Source organism: Pantoea jilinensis, from assembly GCF_019104105.1.
GTDB classification, from domain to species: Bacteria; Pseudomonadota; Gammaproteobacteria; order Enterobacterales; family Enterobacteriaceae; genus Pantoea; species Pantoea eucalypti.
In genome coordinates this window covers 47,004-63,350 of record NZ_CP077748.1, presented here as the reverse complement: position 1 = coordinate 63,350, position 16,347 = coordinate 47,004, and the positions used below count along the sequence as shown (strand labels likewise).

General features: G+C 51.1%; 16 protein-coding genes and 3 pseudogenes. 5 read left to right on the top strand and 14 right to left on the bottom strand.

Going from position 1 to position 16,347, the window contains the following annotated elements; translation table 11 throughout:
• Window positions 1–131: 131 nt before the first annotated feature.
• The 6 genes from KTJ90_RS19775 to KTJ90_RS19750 form a co-directional block, all read right to left on the bottom strand.
• Window positions 132–695: a hypothetical protein gene (locus tag KTJ90_RS19775; protein ID WP_008924557.1), complete on the bottom strand. Its 564-nt coding sequence runs from the start codon at window positions 693–695 to the stop codon at window positions 132–134.
• Window positions 696–943: 248 nt separating this feature from the next.
• Complete coding sequence (locus KTJ90_RS19770; protein WP_499027087.1) at window positions 944–1,882, bottom strand: omptin family outer membrane protease; 939 nt, start codon at window positions 1,880–1,882, stop codon at window positions 944–946.
• 539 nt (window positions 1,883–2,421) lie between these two features.
• A complete protein-coding gene (locus tag KTJ90_RS19765; RefSeq protein WP_110411911.1) occupies window positions 2,422–3,672 on the bottom strand; it encodes an MFS transporter in 1,251 nt (416 codons plus the stop codon).
• A 415-nt stretch (window positions 3,673–4,087) separates the two neighbouring features.
• Window positions 4,088–4,345 carry a multiple stress resistance protein BhsA gene (bhsA, locus tag KTJ90_RS19760; RefSeq protein ID WP_008924554.1) on the bottom strand — a complete coding sequence of 86 codons (258 nt, stop codon included), beginning with the start codon at window positions 4,343–4,345 and terminating at the stop codon, window positions 4,088–4,090.
• A 162-nt stretch (window positions 4,346–4,507) separates the two neighbouring features.
• Entirely contained in the window at window positions 4,508–5,824 is a 1,317-nt protein-coding gene (locus tag KTJ90_RS19755; protein WP_499026966.1) for an ATP-binding protein, read from the bottom strand.
• On the bottom strand, window positions 5,821–6,561 hold the full coding sequence (locus tag KTJ90_RS19750) for a response regulator (RefSeq protein ID WP_110411909.1): 741 nt from the start codon (window positions 6,559–6,561) through the stop codon (window positions 5,821–5,823). Before KTJ90_RS19750 ends, KTJ90_RS19755 begins: the two co-directional genes overlap by 4 nt.
• A 276-nt stretch (window positions 6,562–6,837) precedes the next feature.
• Between KTJ90_RS19750 and KTJ90_RS19745 the strand changes: the two genes are divergently transcribed.
• Both KTJ90_RS19745 and KTJ90_RS19740 read left to right on the top strand, forming a co-directional pair.
• Entirely contained in the window at window positions 6,838–7,272 is a 435-nt protein-coding gene (locus tag KTJ90_RS19745) for a DUF305 domain-containing protein (protein ID WP_110411908.1), read from the top strand.
• Window positions 7,273–7,321: 49 nt separating this feature from the next.
• The gene (locus tag KTJ90_RS19740) at window positions 7,322–8,779 is read left to right on the top strand and encodes a YncE family protein (protein WP_499026964.1); all 1,458 of its coding nucleotides are present in this window, start codon (window positions 7,322–7,324) and stop codon (window positions 8,777–8,779) included.
• Window positions 8,780–8,841: 62 nt separating this feature from the next.
• Here KTJ90_RS19740 and KTJ90_RS19735 read toward each other — a convergent pair.
• Window positions 8,842–9,468, bottom strand: a pseudogene (locus KTJ90_RS19735) (transposase); the annotation flags it as partial.
• Between the two features lie 504 nt (window positions 9,469–9,972).
• Here KTJ90_RS19735 and dapC point away from each other — a divergent pair.
• Window positions 9,973–11,175 (top strand): succinyldiaminopimelate transaminase, encoded by a 1,203-nt coding sequence (dapC, locus tag KTJ90_RS19730; protein WP_039661630.1) that lies wholly within the window; start codon window positions 9,973–9,975, stop codon window positions 11,173–11,175.
• A 282-nt stretch (window positions 11,176–11,457) separates the two neighbouring features.
• Here the strand turns inward: dapC and KTJ90_RS19725 are convergent, their stop codons facing one another.
• From KTJ90_RS19725 to KTJ90_RS19705, 5 genes are all read right to left on the bottom strand, one after another.
• Window positions 11,458–11,805, bottom strand: a complete 348-nt coding sequence (locus tag KTJ90_RS19725) for a hypothetical protein (protein WP_499026962.1) — start codon at window positions 11,803–11,805, stop codon at window positions 11,458–11,460.
• A gap of 55 nt (window positions 11,806–11,860) precedes the next feature.
• The gene (locus tag KTJ90_RS19720; protein ID WP_499026960.1) at window positions 11,861–12,526 is read right to left on the bottom strand and encodes a flavin monoamine oxidase family protein; all 666 of its coding nucleotides are present in this window, start codon (window positions 12,524–12,526) and stop codon (window positions 11,861–11,863) included.
• Entirely contained in the window at window positions 12,519–13,202 is a 684-nt protein-coding gene (locus tag KTJ90_RS19715) for a cupin domain-containing protein (protein ID WP_499026958.1), read from the bottom strand. Before KTJ90_RS19715 ends, KTJ90_RS19720 begins: the two co-directional genes overlap by 8 nt.
• 63 nt (window positions 13,203–13,265) lie before the next feature.
• Window positions 13,266–13,610 carry a carboxymuconolactone decarboxylase family protein gene (locus KTJ90_RS19710; RefSeq protein ID WP_039661650.1) on the bottom strand — a complete coding sequence of 115 codons (345 nt, stop codon included), beginning with the start codon at window positions 13,608–13,610 and terminating at the stop codon, window positions 13,266–13,268.
• 51 nt (window positions 13,611–13,661) lie between these two features.
• Window positions 13,662–13,943, bottom strand: a complete 282-nt coding sequence (locus KTJ90_RS19705) for a hypothetical protein (protein ID WP_110411897.1) — start codon at window positions 13,941–13,943, stop codon at window positions 13,662–13,664.
• A gap of 202 nt (window positions 13,944–14,145) precedes the next feature.
• Here KTJ90_RS19705 and KTJ90_RS19700 point away from each other — a divergent pair.
• Window positions 14,146–14,309 (top strand): annotated as a pseudogene (locus KTJ90_RS19700) (LysR family transcriptional regulator); the annotation flags it as partial.
• Between the two features lie 3 nt (window positions 14,310–14,312).
• Here KTJ90_RS19700 and KTJ90_RS19695 read toward each other — a convergent pair.
• Together KTJ90_RS19695 and KTJ90_RS19690 are read right to left on the bottom strand one after the other, a co-directional pair.
• Window positions 14,313–14,498, bottom strand: a pseudogene (locus KTJ90_RS19695) (hypothetical protein); the annotation flags it as partial.
• Complete coding sequence (locus KTJ90_RS19690) at window positions 14,498–15,022, bottom strand: GNAT family N-acetyltransferase (RefSeq protein WP_476158097.1); 525 nt, start codon at window positions 15,020–15,022, stop codon at window positions 14,498–14,500. The gene KTJ90_RS19690 and the pseudogene KTJ90_RS19695, both read right to left, overlap by 1 nt.
• A 98-nt stretch (window positions 15,023–15,120) precedes the next feature.
• Between KTJ90_RS19690 and KTJ90_RS19685 the strand changes: the two genes are divergently transcribed.
• A complete protein-coding gene (locus KTJ90_RS19685; RefSeq protein WP_476158095.1) occupies window positions 15,121–16,026 on the top strand; it encodes a LysR family transcriptional regulator in 906 nt (301 codons plus the stop codon).
• Window positions 16,027–16,347: the final 321 nt, after the last annotated feature.

The following is a 16,347-nucleotide window of genomic DNA, read 5'->3' as shown; positions in this document are numbered from 1 at the left end:
CACGCGTCATCTCAAGGTTATCCATATTATCTGTTAAGCGTGCAGAAATGCTCTATCCTTTCGGATAGTAATACTACAGGCTGATTACTCACCATTTCGTTGACGTAAAAGAATCACAGACTTTTTTCTGATTAGCTTCCACCGATAAGATGTTGACAACGATTTCTGGCGTCCCAGTTATATTGAGGATTTTTTATAAAATCAGAAGCAATTTTGGCACGATCTGAATTAACCGTGATGACATAATCAGCCGAAATTTCCCGGACACCATATTCAGTATCAATAAAGTAGTGTTTTCCTGGCTGCGGAATAAATGGCACCCATTGAGAGAGTAAATACGTTTCCTGATGCTTAGTTTTTTTTCCTTTTTCGTCATAATCGCTTTTAATCGTATTGAGTTGCTGAAGAGCCATAAGCCTGCCCGGTTTTACCTTGCCAGTCATAACGTGACCTGCAGAGGGTATTAAATTTGACTCCAGTTGATAGCGCTCAGTTCTGTCATAACAACTGCCTTTCTTCTCATAGACAGAAAGATAAAATGTGCCCACAAATCCTTTAGGATTTATGGCCACTACGGTCGCTGCATCTTTACCTTCGTAATTTTTATAATCGAGGGGAAGAAGCGTAGAACAACCCACCAGGATTATAGCAGGGCATATTAACACTATTCTCTTAAATTTCTTGATGGCATGCATTTATTTTATCTTCCTGATATTCAGATACTGGACGCCTGCCGCGAATAAAAAACTAAAGGTATTTATAAAAAAATCTACTAATCGCGCAATTAAACGTAATCGCAGACTGAGTGAGTTTAAATTTTACTCAGCCAGCTATTTTTAGCCATAAAAGCCATGCAGACAGTCTCTATATGATGGCCTTATTATCAGGACGATTAAAAAGCCCGAAAGAGCTTTTTAATCGTTTTATGGCGTGTAAAGCCGAATCAGAATCGGTATTGCAGACCCGCGGTGATTGTGTAGTTTTTATTCGAGATACCCGCGGCATCTCCACCAATTGATGCTGAATCACCGGAGAATCGGTCAATAATCTCTGTGCTGCCTATGCCTTCTTCATATTTGCTGTAAGTAAATTCGGCAAAAATTTTGGCGTCAGGTGTCACATAATATCCTGCGTCGACTGATGCGCCGTAGTACCGGGAATCAGTCGCTTTCTCGCGAAAGGTGAGATCGCGCATGTAGTGCTCGTCGTTATCGTGTGCACGGACCCAGTCACTGAATTTAAACAATGCGTTAAATTCGAAGTCGTTAATACGATACTGTCCCGCAAGACCAACGTAAGGCATTGAAAAACGCTGGCTATACCCAATGCCACGTTCACCTCTCGGGAAATCACCCGTCGATGCGCCATTATCGTAATTGTATGAGCCACCAAAGGCGGTCCAGCTGAAGCGGGTTTCCTGATAACCAGCCGTCAGCCCGGCCTTGTAGTTATCGCCTTGCAACACCCAGCCCTTAACATTGAGATCGTATTCGTTGGCGTAATTAACATCCGTGCGGGGATGAGATGAATGGTCTGTCCAGGCTGACTGATTGTCATCAAGCCAGTCATAGTCATCCATATGACCGGAACCGGACGCCAGGGAAGTCCAGCCTCGCGCATTCAGCGTCAGAAATGAGTATGCATCCCAGGATAGTTCGCCTTTCAGAATAGCCACATTCTTTATTTTCCAGTCCAGTTTGCTGACTTTGCGGCCTGTTTCTGTGTCGTAAACCAACTCATGAGATTTGCCACTCAGCATCCCGGCTGACGTCGAGACAGTAAAACTTTCCGGAGAAAAATTCGGTGAAAACCGATCTGAATCTGCGCAGGCTCCGCCTGACAGCGTCGCCATCATCATCACTGCAACGGTACTTTTTTTCATTTTAATCCCATCTCCTTGAAGGTAATCCTTGTACAGCAGCGCCATTCTTCTCATTCAATGGCAGCTGCACTTCTATACTCACCTGTGGGGCAGAAGCCCCGAAAAAACGAAATCCTGCGCGATGGTGCATGTGAAGTCGGAGATTTGTTAACAACTCACATTATCGCTCGCAGGTTTGAACAGTTAAGGCAAATTCCTTAATCGGCATGTCATCAGGAAACATTAATTATTTTTGCCATTTCGCACTTTTCTGGCGGCCTGGGTTATGGCCAAGCTGCGGAAGCCAGGTTCATCAGGCGTTCATGCCGAAAGATGTCATTCACAATGCTGTCTCCTGACCTCCCGCCAAAAGAGTGATTAATGATCGGCCAGGCGGCTTGATTCTCAGCGTTACCGTTCAGGTTGGGACACTGCTGAAGAGCGAATCTTGATATAAAGCGCAATAAGGATTCCCTGTTTCCATGCTTCTCTTACGGCAGACTATTAAATTGCAGTAGCCTCTGAAAGCCACGTATTCCCGGCGCCCTGCTCGCCTTCTATCAGGCATCCTTAAGGCGCGCGAGCATGCGGTTTCTGTAAGCGTAGATGATTGCGCAGAGTAAAAGGCTGAGCAACGCAGTACAGATAAAAACGCCCGCCCCGGTCATCGCCAGCATTATCCCACCGATCAAGGGTCCGACAGCGATCCCTAGCGTCGACAACATTGAGGCGCCAAGATATGCACCGCGATGCTCTGGTGGTGCCAGCTGATCAAGTAAAATGTTCACATTTGGCATCAGAATCGCTTCGCCCACACTAAAGACACTGGTCACAGTAAGCCAAAGCCATATCTCCGTTGAGCGTGTACTAAAAAAGCAGATCTGAGATAGCGCGAAAATAAACCCACCAAGAAGAATGCGCTTCGGCAGGGAAACGGTAGCCAGAAACCGCATGATGAACGTCTGGAAGACCAGAACGGTGCAGGCATTTGTCACCAGTATCAGGGTAATCAGCTTAATGGCGGCGTCGCTATTCAGTAACAGGAGATACTGCGGCAGAATAGCTTCGTAATGGATAAAAACAACACTGCATAAAATGCTGCACAGCAGCCCCGCAATATAAATGTTATCCCTCGCGATGATACCGATAACCTGATGCAGTTTAACCGTTACCCCGTCTCCATCCTGCTCCTTCACAAGTTTTCCTGCGGGGATAAACAGCAGCACATAAATGAAAAAGGGAATATAGGTAAGCCCGGTTATTAAAAAGGTGCCCTTTTGCGATGTCAGGCCAAATGCAATTCCGACCAGCGGGCCGAATACCGCTGCGACGTTGATAAGGTAATAGCGCATTTGCAGGGCAAGCGCACGACGACGACGATCCACCAGCAAATCACTCATCAGTGCGCGCAGCGGCGGATCAACCCACGCAAAGGAGACGCCGATAATCATCAGGCCAATAATAAACAGCCCCATCCCGGCGGCCTGCGCCAGAAGGCTATACCCCAGTGCTGAAAACCCGCAGCCCAGCAGCAGAATAACGCGTCGCCCCAGCCTGTCTGAAATCTGCCCACCGTACATGCCGAGCACCACCGAGAACAGCGCACTGCTGGTCATTGCCACACCAATGGCGATCGGCGACATATGATAATTCTGCGTCATGATGACGGCGATAAACGGCCATGCCATGAAATAGCTAAAGCGTATAACCAGCGTAAAAAAGAGAAGCGCATGAACTGTCGCCGGAAAAGATTTCAGCGTCCGGAATAATCCTTTTTCCGTACATTCCTCAGCCGCAGGTCTGGTCGTCATAAAATATCCTTATTTTGTTTCTGTAAGTGCTACGCAACGCAGTGTGCATAAAGCCTTAATATTAATAAGATTATTCTCCAGGACACGCAATCCAAATGTTAACTGATTGTTTATTTCCCCAGCTTATAGGGTAAAGGCTCCTGTTCGGAGAGCAATGTAAGGAAAAAAGTAATGCAGGGAATTAAATGCGGACATTACTGCTGGTCATGAAGGTGACCCGTTACCGAAGCCGTTCCGGTGAGCGCGTTGGCTGGCTTTAAGCGTTTAAATGTGGAGAAGAAATGAAAAACAGGGTGGCCAAAAATAGCCTGGGCAGGATTCAAAACTCATATTGCGGATAGCATTAAACGATTCGCGCAGTAAGCGCAACGCGGCGCTGATATCCACTGAATTGCGTTACTGCGCATCAACATGTTTATTTGTAAATATCAGCGGTGCCAAACAGGACGTTATTGCCTCCCGCCGCCACGATACGGTAGCTGCTTGCTCCCGCCGCCTGCGCTTTTGCTGCCAGATTGTCTTTTAATTCGGAAAGCGAAGTTGAGCCGCTGCTGTCAGAGACGCTACCGATAAGGGTCTTACCTTGTGGCATGGTGGTTTCCATTGCAGCAAAGCTGGATACAGAAACAGAGCCCAGAATTACAGCGGCCAGAATCATTTTTACGTTTTTCATATGTCACCTCAGAAAGTGGAATTCGCCAGGGGAAGCAAACGCTAAACTGTTGCTGCCCGATGTGAGAATTACACCATCGCAATGTATCGGTAACATATCGACCAGGGGTGAAAAGTGTACCGGAATTTCGCTCTTTGCCGTTATTACACACTGCGATACAAATCAGTGAAGGGTATCCGGCAATGTCACCGTCACCCGCAAACCGCCGTGTCGGCGGTTCGTCAGTGTCAGCTCACCGCTTAATGACGCCACCAGCTGCTGGGCAATGGCTAAACCCAGCCCGGTTCCACCGGTGGCCCGGTTACGCGAGTGCTCGATGCGATAAAAAGGCTGCATCACCGCATACATCTCTTCCGGTGGGATGCCGGGTCCGCGATCCAGCACCGCTATAGTGATCTGACCTGCATCCTGTTCCACCACCACTTCTGCGCTGCCCGCGAACTTCAGCGCATTATCGATCAGATTACTGAGCGTTCTGCGCAGCGCGTGCGGTCTGGTACTAATCGAACCGTGGAGTGTTCCCTTCAGCGTTACCTGCTGCCCCGTGTCCTGATAATCGCAGACCAGGCTGTCTATAAAAGCATGCGGCTGTATGCGGCACGGTTTTTCATCGCTGCTTTCACTGGTGCGCGCATAGGCCACGCCTTCGCGAATCAGCCGGGTCATCTCCTCAAGATCCTGCAGCAGTTTGCTCCTGACGTCTGTCTCATTCATCATTTCCGAACGTAGCCGGATACGGGTTATCGGCGTTTGCAGATCGTGGGAGATCGCCGCAAGAATTTGCATGCGCTCTTTGAGATAGGCACTTATTCGTTGCTGCATGGCATTAAAAGCCCGTGCCGCATTGCGCACTTCAACCGGCCCCTCTTCCGACAGGCGCACCGTTTTATTTGAATCGGGATGCAACTGTTCTGCAGCCCGTGTCAGATCTGCCAGAGGCCTGACCGCGCTGCGCACCGCAAACCAGGCGGAGCCAAACAGCAGCACAAACTGCGCAACGAGTACAATCGGTAACCAGCGGGCAAACGGCATATTACACGGGGCCAGATCAATGCTGAGCGGGCTGCCATCACGTAAACGCAGATGCGCCATCATCTGAGCACTGTTATCAGGATTAACGCTGAAGCTCAGGGGATAGCGCGGGCCAAGCGCCCGCGTCAATGCCCTGGCCGTGTCCTGCAGGCGTTTTGTCTTTGGCGGCTGGCCCAATGGCGTAGCGTGCAACAGATAGTGATGATTACTGCGATCGAGACGTGTTGCCCATGCAGCGCGTTCACTGGCAGGAAGGCGATCAAGAATCGCAACGCTGGTGGCCACGTCATATTCCAGATTGCCCATCATCATGGCTTTGGCACTTTGCGCCCGCTCCAGCAGCAGCAGTCCCAGAGTTAATCCATTCGCCAGCAGTAACCCAAGCAGCAGAATCAGCATCAGCCGTGAGGCGAGGTGTTTAGGCCACCATTGCATCAGACGTTTCACGCGTTGGCCTCACGCAGTTCCACCGGCATCGCAAATACATAGCCTTCGCTGCGCACCGTTTTGATATAAAAAGGTTCGCGGGCGTCATCGTTTAAGCGTTGACGTAAACGGCTGACCAGCAAATCAATGGAGCGTTCGAATAACTCGGCGTCTCGCCCCTGCGTCAGATTCAGCAACTGATCGCGATTAAGCACACGTTGTGGATGATCAACAAATACCCGCAGCAGGCGATACTCCGCGCCGCTGAGTGCCACCATCACGCCCTCTTTGTCCACCAGGTTACGCGACGTGGTATCCAGCACCCATTCGCCAAATGCCACAATTCGCGCCGCTTCTGAAATAACAAGATTGGGCGGCATCATGCGCGTACGGCGTAAGACCGCTTTTATTCTGGCAAGCAGTTCACGCGGCACGAACGGTTTGACCAGATAATCATCGGCGCCCATTTCAAGCCCGATGATGCGGTCAGTCTCTTCGCTTCGCGCTGTTAACATCAGCACTGGCGTGCCTTTATGTTTTCCACTGCGCAGTTCACGACAAAGCGTAAGGCCGTCATCGCCCGGCATCATCACATCCAGCACAATCAAATCAACCGGCATGTTATCGAGAAAGCTACGCATTTGCCGCCCGTCGACGACCTCTGTCGTACGCAGACCGTTCTTTTTCAGGTATTCCGCAATCAGGCTACGAATTTCACGATCGTCATCCACGATCAAAATGTGATCGACATGTTCCACAGCGCAATCCTTATTTTCAGAGGGTGTGCAAACCGCTGTCAGCTTATCGCAGTTATATCGTTAGCGTTGCGGGCTTTGTACCGGAGTGTATCTCCCTTCCTCATCGATCCTGCGTCACCATCATGACGGGCGCGGCATTTGGCCAGAAACATTCCGTCATCCTGCTACATATAAATACAAATCTCTTTCTCCGGGAAACAGTACCGATACAGGGCTTTGCTTTTATAGGCCAATGAAAGGCCAGTCCGGCCTTTGCTATCCGGTAAAGGGCTTGCTATGAACCGTACTCTTCGCTGTTTCCTGATTGCTAACAGCCTGCTGGTTTTGAGCCAGAGTGCAGGCGCACATGATCACCCCAGTGCCAATGCCAATGCACCTGCCGTTCTCCAGGAGCAAGGCTTCTGGAAAGAAAATGAACAGGCTATGGACACCATGATGTCTCGCATGGCTATCGAACCTACCGGCAATGTTGATGAAGACTTTGTTGCCATGATGACACCGCACCATCAGGGCGCCATGGATATGGCCGTGGCTGAGTTGCGATACGGCAAAAACGAGCAGCTCAGGCGTATTGCGCAGGAGATCATTGTGACCCAGCAACAGGAGATCGTCGCGATGTATCAGGCGCTGGGTAAACCTCTGCCTCCGGCCGCCCCCGCTCCCGATCAAGTCCAGCCAGATTCTGCGCCTGCGGCTCCGCAGGGAAACTAAGCCACACCCTGTGGCCTTTGAAACAACCGACAGTAAAAAGGGATACACCATGACAAGACCATTTGTATGCTCAATCCTTGCGGCAACAGTGGCGCTGGCGTCGTCGTTCACCTGGGCGGGACAAGCGCCTTATGCTGCCTCTGCAGCGGACATCAGCGTGAGTCATCATGACCGCGTTTACGCAGCAGAGCAGTTCTCCAACACCGTTTCTGTTACCGACCCCGCCAGCAATACCCTGCTCGGGGTGATTAAACTGGGTGATGCGCAACCCGCCAACCTTAGTCCACTCTATAAAGGCCAGGTGCTGGTACATGGACTAGGTTTTTCGCCAGATGGCAAAACCCTTGCTGTTGTTTCAATTGGTTCCAACTCTGTCAGCCTGATTGATACCGCGACCAACGCAGTGAAGCATGTGACTTATGTGGGTCGATCACCGCATGAAGCGTTCTTTACTCCCGATGGCAAAGAAATCTGGGTCACCGTACGCGGTGAAAATTATATTGCGGTACTGGATGGCAACAGCGGGGAAGAGAAAACGCGTATTACCGTGCCTGGCGGTCCGGGCATGCAGATTTTCTCACCGGACGGTCAATACGGTTACGTTTGCTCCTCCTTCAACCCCGAAACCGTGGTGGTGGACGCAAAAGCGCATAAAATTATCGGCAGCATTAAACAGGTCAGTCCGTTCTGTCCCAATATAGCCGCCACGCCTGATGGCCGGCAGGTCTGGTTCACGCTCAAAGATGTCGGTAAAGTGCAGGTGTTCGATGCGCGCCCACCGTTTAAACTGCTGAAAACCATCGACAGCGGTCCGATTACTAACCACGTCAATATCGTGCATAACGCTAAAGGCACCTTTGCTTACGTCACTATTGGTGGCCTGAACAAAGTAAACGTTTACCGTACCGATGATTTCCGTCAGGTCGCAACCATTCCGGTAGGCAATCTGCCACACGGCGTCTGGCCATCGGGTGACGGAAGTCGTGTTTATGTCGGTCTGGAAAACGCTGACGCCCTGACGGCGATTGATACCCTGAGCAATAAAGTGATCGCGACCATTCCAATTGGTCAGGCACCGCAGGCGGTGGTCTATGTGCCCAATGCCGTGCCGCAGGGCGATGGTAAGCAGAACCTGGTGCCGTTGGGCCTGGCAGGTAAGGCAGCACACATGACACTGAAAGAGGTAAATGCTGCGCAAGGGGCGCAGCCTGCAACCACGCTGACCCTGTTCGATCAGGGGTTGACCCAGGTGTTGCAGGCGTCTGCAACCGGGCTGGAACCAAAGCAGGCCTATCTGCTGACGCTGTCGTCTGATGCTGAAGGAAAAGGTGAGCTGGAGCCACTGGCACAATTTATGACCAACCCGGCCGGTGCAGCGATCGTTAATGCCGTCGGTCCGATTCGTCAGGTGGTGAATAGCCATCATGCAGATGAACGACGTTATCTGGTGATTGTAAAAGGCACCGCCGATCAGCACGGTAAGCCTGTGCAGATTCAGGTGCGTTAATCCCCTCTTTGCTGCTGTCAGCCAGGTCTCCATGGGGATCTGGCTTTTTTATTGTTGCGGCAGTCAACAGACCAGCTCTGGTTCAGCGCTTCAGGTGTGGTCAGCGGCGATGGGCTACGTACCGGCAGACGCTGTTTGCCTTTACGACGAAAATTCAGTTTCAGCAGGCTGTAAATGCGATGGATCCGCTTATGGTTCCACTGATATCCCTGCCGCTTCAGAACCTGAAAAAGCTTGGGGAAGCCGTATCGTGGATATCTTTCAGCCGCCGTCTGCAACGCGAAATAACGGGATCGTCAGCGTGCTGTCAGGACGGTAGTAGTAAACCGTTCTGCTCAGGTTCAGAGTCCTGCAGGCCTGACGGGTACTCCGTCCGAATGTCGTTATCAGATGCGTCACCCGCTCACGCTTAAAGGCTGGCTTCAGAGCTTTTTTTCGATAACGTCTTTCAGTGCCCGATTTTCAAGACTGAGGTCGGCAAACAGCTGCTTAAGCCGTCGGTTCTCGTCCTCAGGATCTTTTATCTTTTTAATATCAGATGCTTCCATGCCACCCTATTTAGACTTCCAGTTATAGTATGTGGCTTCAGAGATCCCGGCCTCCCGGCAGACGTCTTTCACTGTTCGTGCGGCTTCAACCGACTTAATTACCGTGATGATCTGATGCTCAGTAAAACGGGCTTTACGCATAGCGATCTCTTTCGCTGGCGAAATGAGTATGCCGGAAGGTCTTTAAATGTGAATGGCACGATTATGCGGGATACTTACACTATCTAATACTGGAGGCAGAGCAGAATATTTGATTGCAGAATGTAAATAGCATAATGCTCGATTTTGGGTTGTTGAGTAGAGAATCGCAGAAAAAACACCACGATTAAGGACGGATTTTCAGTTTACATGCCTGAATAGAAAAGAATTGCAAAAAATATATATTATTATATTACAAGCACATATATCAATTTATAAAGCATTAAGACACTCTAAATCTATTCTGTTTATATTCAGTTTATAAGATCTGAGCAAAATATATACCGTGCCGCGCTCAAGCAAAAGAAGAGACTTCATAATTATCAAGACCCATTCAGACAAATCAGATAAGTAGAACGATCATGATACAGAGTGGTCTTTGATAAGGATTTGCGGCTTGCGTCACGATATTTCTCTCAACTCAGAAATGCTGGAGTGTTGACCGATATGAACCCTGCGCTGAAACAACTTCACCCCTACCCATTTGAAAAACTTCGAGCCTTACTTGCTGGAATTCAACCTGATAAAAATCTTACGCCTATATCACTGTCGATCGGAGAGCCTAAACATTCGGCCCCGGAAATGGTCAAACAAATGCTTATTTCCAGTCTCGATAAAATGTCGGTGTATCCCGCAACTCTGGGTATCCCTGAATTGCGCGAGGCAATCATAAACTGGTGTGAAAGGAGGTTTGGCGTCCCAAAGGGATGGCTTGATGCCAGTCGTCATGTTCTACCGGTAAACGGAACACGAGAAGCATTATTTGCCTTTACCCAGGCAGTTGTTGAACCTAATGTCGAAGGTTTGGTGGTCAGCCCAAACCCTTTCTATCAGATATATGAAGGTGCTGCGATCCTGGCGGGGGCGGCTCCGCATTACCTGCCATGCCTTGAGAGTAACGGTTTCATTCCTGACTTTGAGGCTGTTTCAGCGGATATCTGGACACGTTGTCAAATTGTATTCCTGTGTTCCCCAGGCAATCCTACCGGTGCACTTATCCCTCTTGAAACGCTAAAATCACTCATTAGCCTTGCGGATAAATACGATTTTATTATTGCAGCCGATGAATGTTACAGCGAATTGTACTTTGACGAGTTGTCGCCCCCTCCGGGTTTACTGACCGCATGCGCAGAGATGGGCCGTATCGATTTTAAGCGCTGTGTTGTTTTCCACAGTCTTTCAAAACGATCGAACCTGCCAGGCCTTCGGTCTGGATTTGTGGCTGGTGATGCAGAGATTCTCAAATCATTTTTGCTCTATCGCACATATCATGGCTGCGCAATGCCGGTGCATAGCCAGCTCGCAAGCGCCACGGCCTGGCGGGATGAGGCACATGTTCGCGACAACCGTTCTCTTTATCGGGAAAAGTTTGATGCGGTTCTTGAAATTCTGACCCCTGTTCTTAAGGTGAAGAAGCCTGACGGAGGCTTTTATCTTTGGGCCGAAGTCCCTGGTGACGATACCGACTTTTGCCGGCAACTCTTTAGTCATACAAATGTTACAGTCATCCCAGGCTCATATCTTTCCCGGGAGGTTGACGGCATCAATCCGGGCGCAGGCTGGATTCGAATGGCATTAGTTGCACCTGTTGCAGAGTGTGTGGAGGCGGCCACACGAATAAGGGATTTTCTGTCTACCTATCGTAGGTAAACGGTTACAGCATTTATGATAAACGCTAACCAGCCGGTGGTCTCAGATCATCTTCGACTTTGTTAACACCGGCTATTCTTAATTTTATCTGGTCAGGTTTTCATGCATACGGCGATCCATGCCAGCTGCAAGCTTTACTCCGCTTCACCGCGTGCCGTCGCATTAATCTGACTAAAAAGCCCTTTCGTCCAGGATGCATGACGTGCTTCGCATCCGATGAGAGTTGCTTTGACCCGCCCCAAATCAAGAAAATTGCAGGCAGTAAGGAAAGATGTTTTTCAGTTAAGACTTTTTTGCTAAACGATCTTTTTTGGGCGCTGCGCTTTCAGCGCAAAAATAACTGATTATTTTTGTCTTAAAGGCAGGGTCTGTCCTGTCGCCATATGCCTCACTTTTAATGCGCTCACGAAACTTACCTGCTAATTTCTCTGCGTTGATACCGCTTGCCGGGGCTCTCTCAGTGACATCAGGCAGAGCGTTGTGATCGCTGATAGAGAGTTCGCTTAATGATGGAAAGACTGAAGTGACCTCCTCAGGCGTTGAGGACGCCTGAAACGCACAGGTAACCCTGGCCGCAGACAGCCCTTCTACAGCAGCAAAATTTGACTGATTCATATCCGCAGGATGCATCAGCTTTAATCGTTAACCGGGTTCACGCAGCGTATGCTCTATGGCCGTCTGAATGTCAGTGGCTAGCCACATATTTGGCATGAGGGGCCATCCAGGTGCCGGTACCGGCCCACTCCCCGGTCAGCCGGGCAGGAAGTGCCGGAAGGTATTCGATACCGGCGGCGAGAGCAGGAGGCAAGGCCAGCAGAACGGCCTGCGCCGTAAACATACGACCGCGTTGGTCAGACGAAACGGTATGTACCTGAACCTTACCGACGGTCCGTTCAATGCGTATGACGCGGGCGTCGGTGACAACCTGTTCAGCTGCTATCCGCGCCTCCAGGCGCTCCGTGAGCTGGCGCATCCCGCCGGCGATCCGCATAGACGGAGGAGACGAAACATAGCCGGGATGACGGGAGGGGGACTGATGGTGAGCGCGTTCATAGAGCATGTCGCCGTCTTCAGCCTGTGGTATCAGCGCAATATCCAGCTCGGCCGTCAGGGCTGCCAGTTGGGGCTGAAAAGAGGGCCAGATCCAGGTTGCGCCAAGGTCAACCCGCCCTTCCGCTTCCGCCCCGCTTAGGGAGGGAGCCGGTCCGCCTGCGCAGGAAATGATCCTGCCTCCGGTCTGCGCCCGTGCTTCCAGTACCACATAGCTGATACCGGCCTTTTCAAGCTGGTAAGCGGCATAAAGTCCGCTGAGACCCGCGCCGATAATGGCGACCTGCACATGTTCATTCATGCCGGGAACCCGTAAGCGCCGCCTGACCCAGATGGCCGGTTTTAAGATAAATTAAGGTACTGGTGTCTCCGGAAGTCAGGCAGGGAATGTCACCCGCGGGAAACCGTAGCCAGCTGCCGGCAGGCCATGCCTCTCCGTTTTCATAAAGGGTGCCGCTGAGCACGAGAATTTCCGCTCCCCTGTTCAGGGCATCCGGCAGGATCGGGCTGTGAGGGTGGAACCGGCGGAGCGTCGCCTTTTCATACGCATTGCTGAAAAGCGGGCATTCCTCGCCGTTAACCGCGTTATGCCAGTTATCACGGTCGTTCGTGTCCAGCCTTAAACGGGCATGCTCGCCCTGCTGCATCTGCCGCAGTTTCACAAAGATCGTGGCGCCACTGACACTTGACGGCCTGTGCGCAGAGTCAGGCGGATTCCGCATATACCAGCCAGCAGGATAGTGATCCTCACCCTCTGAAAATACGCCGGAAAGCACCAGAATTTCTTCTCCGTCCGGATGATGATGTTCAGGAAAATGAGAATCAGGCAGGTATTTAACGATGCTGGTTGCGCGCGCTTTTTCTGCGCCGGTCCGATCAAGCATGACACGATCGACTCCCGTCCGGGGGGAAGAGACCCAGTCATAATCTGCGGGCCTGACAGAGGCCCGGCGGGCGAAATCGTGATTAACTAACATTGTTTTATCCATTTCAGCACGACGGCGCTCAGCACGCGGGTGCGAGGCGCCGTCGTCAGTTGCTTACGGTTTTGGTAATGCATCAAACGCATCAAGCGCGTGTGCCGTATAGGTAAGAGCCGCACCGGTATTCAGTGAAATTGCGACGGCGAGGGCTTCGGCGATTTCTTCCCGGGTAGCGCCATGTTTCGCCGCCGCTTTAACATGAACGGACAGACATCCGTCACAGCGGGTAGTGATAGCCACGGCCAGCGCAATCAGCTCGTGCGTTTTCTTATCCAGATGCCCCATCGCCGACGCACCGGCATCCATTTTCATCAGGCCTTTCATGAACTCTGGCTGCAGTTTTGCATACTCGCCCACTACGCCAAGCAGTTCATCGCGATGGCCATTCCAGTCTAAAAGCATAATAATCTCCGGTAGTTATTGCAGAGTTAAGGCGAAGCGTTCGCCAACACGTCAGGCAACGGTGTAAATACGGACGTCCGGTGCGCTGTTAAGATAGGGTTTCAGCGCGGCTACCACGTCCTGTGTGAACAGCGGGGATGTCAGGTAGGCTTCCGCCTGAACTGCAGACGTAAAGCCATGTAAAACCTGAACATCTTTATCCCGCACGAGCAGTTCTTTGGACTCAGCACCGTCAATATTTTTCAGAAAAGACGCTTTATATTTCTGATAAATACCGGCGGCGGCTTCACGATGTTCTTCACTGATATTCAGCGTAATTTGCAGATAAGCCATACGGTACTCCTTGTCGGAAGTTGTGGCGGATCCGGTCTCCGTAACCTGGAGCCGGAATAAATTGATGCGACTTAACATTTTCAGGGAGGGATTTGTTCTGCCTCATCATGCATTACCCTGTCTCTGTTGCGCATTATGGGAAGGTTACCTAAGGTGGACAACCCAGATAATCTTGACTGCCGGAAAAGAATTTCTTTCTCATATCAAAATCTCTGTCCATCTCAATGCATTGCGTGCATACGAAGACAGCGCGCGCCACCAGAGTTTTTCAATGGCGGCTGAAGAATTACATGTCACGCCTGCAGAGCCGTCGGACAACTGGTCAGAACGCTCGAGGATACGGTGGGCTACCTTCTCTTTCAGAGGCACGGTAACCAGCCCCATGACCAGCATGGCAACGGTAAGGCCAGAGAAAGTCACCACCGGAGACCAGCCCGTCTCTGCCAAGATGGCGGTTCCGAAAACGCCGGGCATGTAGAACGTAATTCCCCAGTTGATAAGCTGTGCCATACCAACGCAGAAAATATTGCGCCCGGTCAGATGTCCGTCTGTCATCAATTGCTCTCCGCAAGCGTGGCCTCGCCCTGTCCGAGCGCGCGCTGCAGAATGACCGTATCGAGCCAGCGCCCATGCTTAAATCCTACCGACCGGAGTGTGCCGGTGATGCTGAAGCCTGCGGCACTATGCAGAGCAAGAGAGCCCCTGTTTTCGCTATTACCCACCACGGCTACGAGCTGGCGAAAGCCACGGGCTTCTGCCCAGGCTATCGCATGGGATAACAACATTTTGCCGGTGCCTCGTCCCTGATAATTGACATCCATATAGACGGAATCTTCCAGGGTAAAACGGTAGGCGCGACGTTCCCTGTAAAAGGAGAGGTAGCAATACCCCCGGACCTGTCCGTCCTCAACCGCCACAAACCAGGGCAGTCCTGCTGAACGCACCTTTTCCAGTCGGGCTGCTATTTCAGCTGCATCCGGCGGTTCGGTTTCAAAAGTAGCGGTGCCCTGTAATACGTGGTAAGCATAAATCTGCTGGATAGCAGGAATATGTCTTTTATCTGCTTCTGTTATTTCCATCGGTAAGGCTCTTTTTCTTCTGAGAAACAAAGACTAACCCGGGTAAATAATTTCAGTCAGACTGCGGGACTTATCAGCGGTATAAGGAAAACTTTGACATGGCAAACCTGAACCTGGATCACCTTGCGACTTTCAGGATGGTCATCAGCCGGGGCAGTTTCTCCGGCGCAGCAGACGCTCTCGGACTCTCACAACCTGCTGTCAGCCTGCAGATAAGACAGCTGGAGCAGACACTCCAGGTCCGCCTGATTGAGCGAACCAGCCGGGGAATAAGACCCACTCCAGCGGGGCTGACTTTTTCTGAGCACTGTATAAAAATTGATTCAGTAATCAATACAGCCATTGAGTCAGTGTCTCTGCACTCAGACGACATAACCGGCACCGTTACTGTCGGCATGGGGGCAACGGCCTGTATTCATCTTCTGCCTCCCGTACTGCAGCAGCTGCGACAGGCACATCCTCTGCTAAAAGTAGACGTCCGCACGGGCAATACTTCCGATATTGTCCGGAGCGTGGAGGAGAATCGTATAGATATTGGGCTTGTAACACTTCCAGCTAACGGCAAATGCCTGAGCGTAAGCCCGCTGGGCACTGATGAGTTTGTTGTGATCATGGAAAAGGATGCACCAGATCAGAGCGTGAAACCGCTGTCTCCCGATGCCCTTTTGTCACTGCCGCTGATTGTTTTTGAACCTGGGAGCGGGACACGCGCCTTGATCGACGAATGGTTTCATAATGCCGGGCTAACTGTCAGCCCCATGATGGAGCTTGGCAGTATTGAAGCCATTAAAAAGATGGTACGTTGCGGCCTGGGCTACAGCATCGTTCCCCGTATGTCTGTTGCAAATATTGATGAAAGGCAGGGTCTGAGTCTTTACTCTGTGACGCCCTCGCTTCATCGAACTCTGGGGACAGTAATGCGAGAGGATCGGATTGTCAGCAGGGGCATGAGTGTCATACTGAAAAGACTACAGGCTGGTTTTGCAAAAGATGAAATCAGCTAAGTATTTCCGGATAAAGTTGTCTGGCAGCGGCGGCTGGTTTGCTCCAGACAATATCCCTGCAGCTTAAGCCACCGGTGGCCTCTTCCGGCACACCGCGGCGGTCAGAATAGATCTCCCGCCACCTTAAGTTCTCCGGCATACCGGGACGTTGGCCTGATTACGCTAACTGGCAGACAGCTTAACTTCGCCGAACCGCCAGAAGCGGCGTTTCGGGTCTTATGGCCTGGGTCTGTTAGAAAGTAAGTAGTGACATTCGATATGTAACGAAGGATGGCGTTTGCATCACGTGCGGGAACAATGTCGGGTAAGGGCGAAATGCAG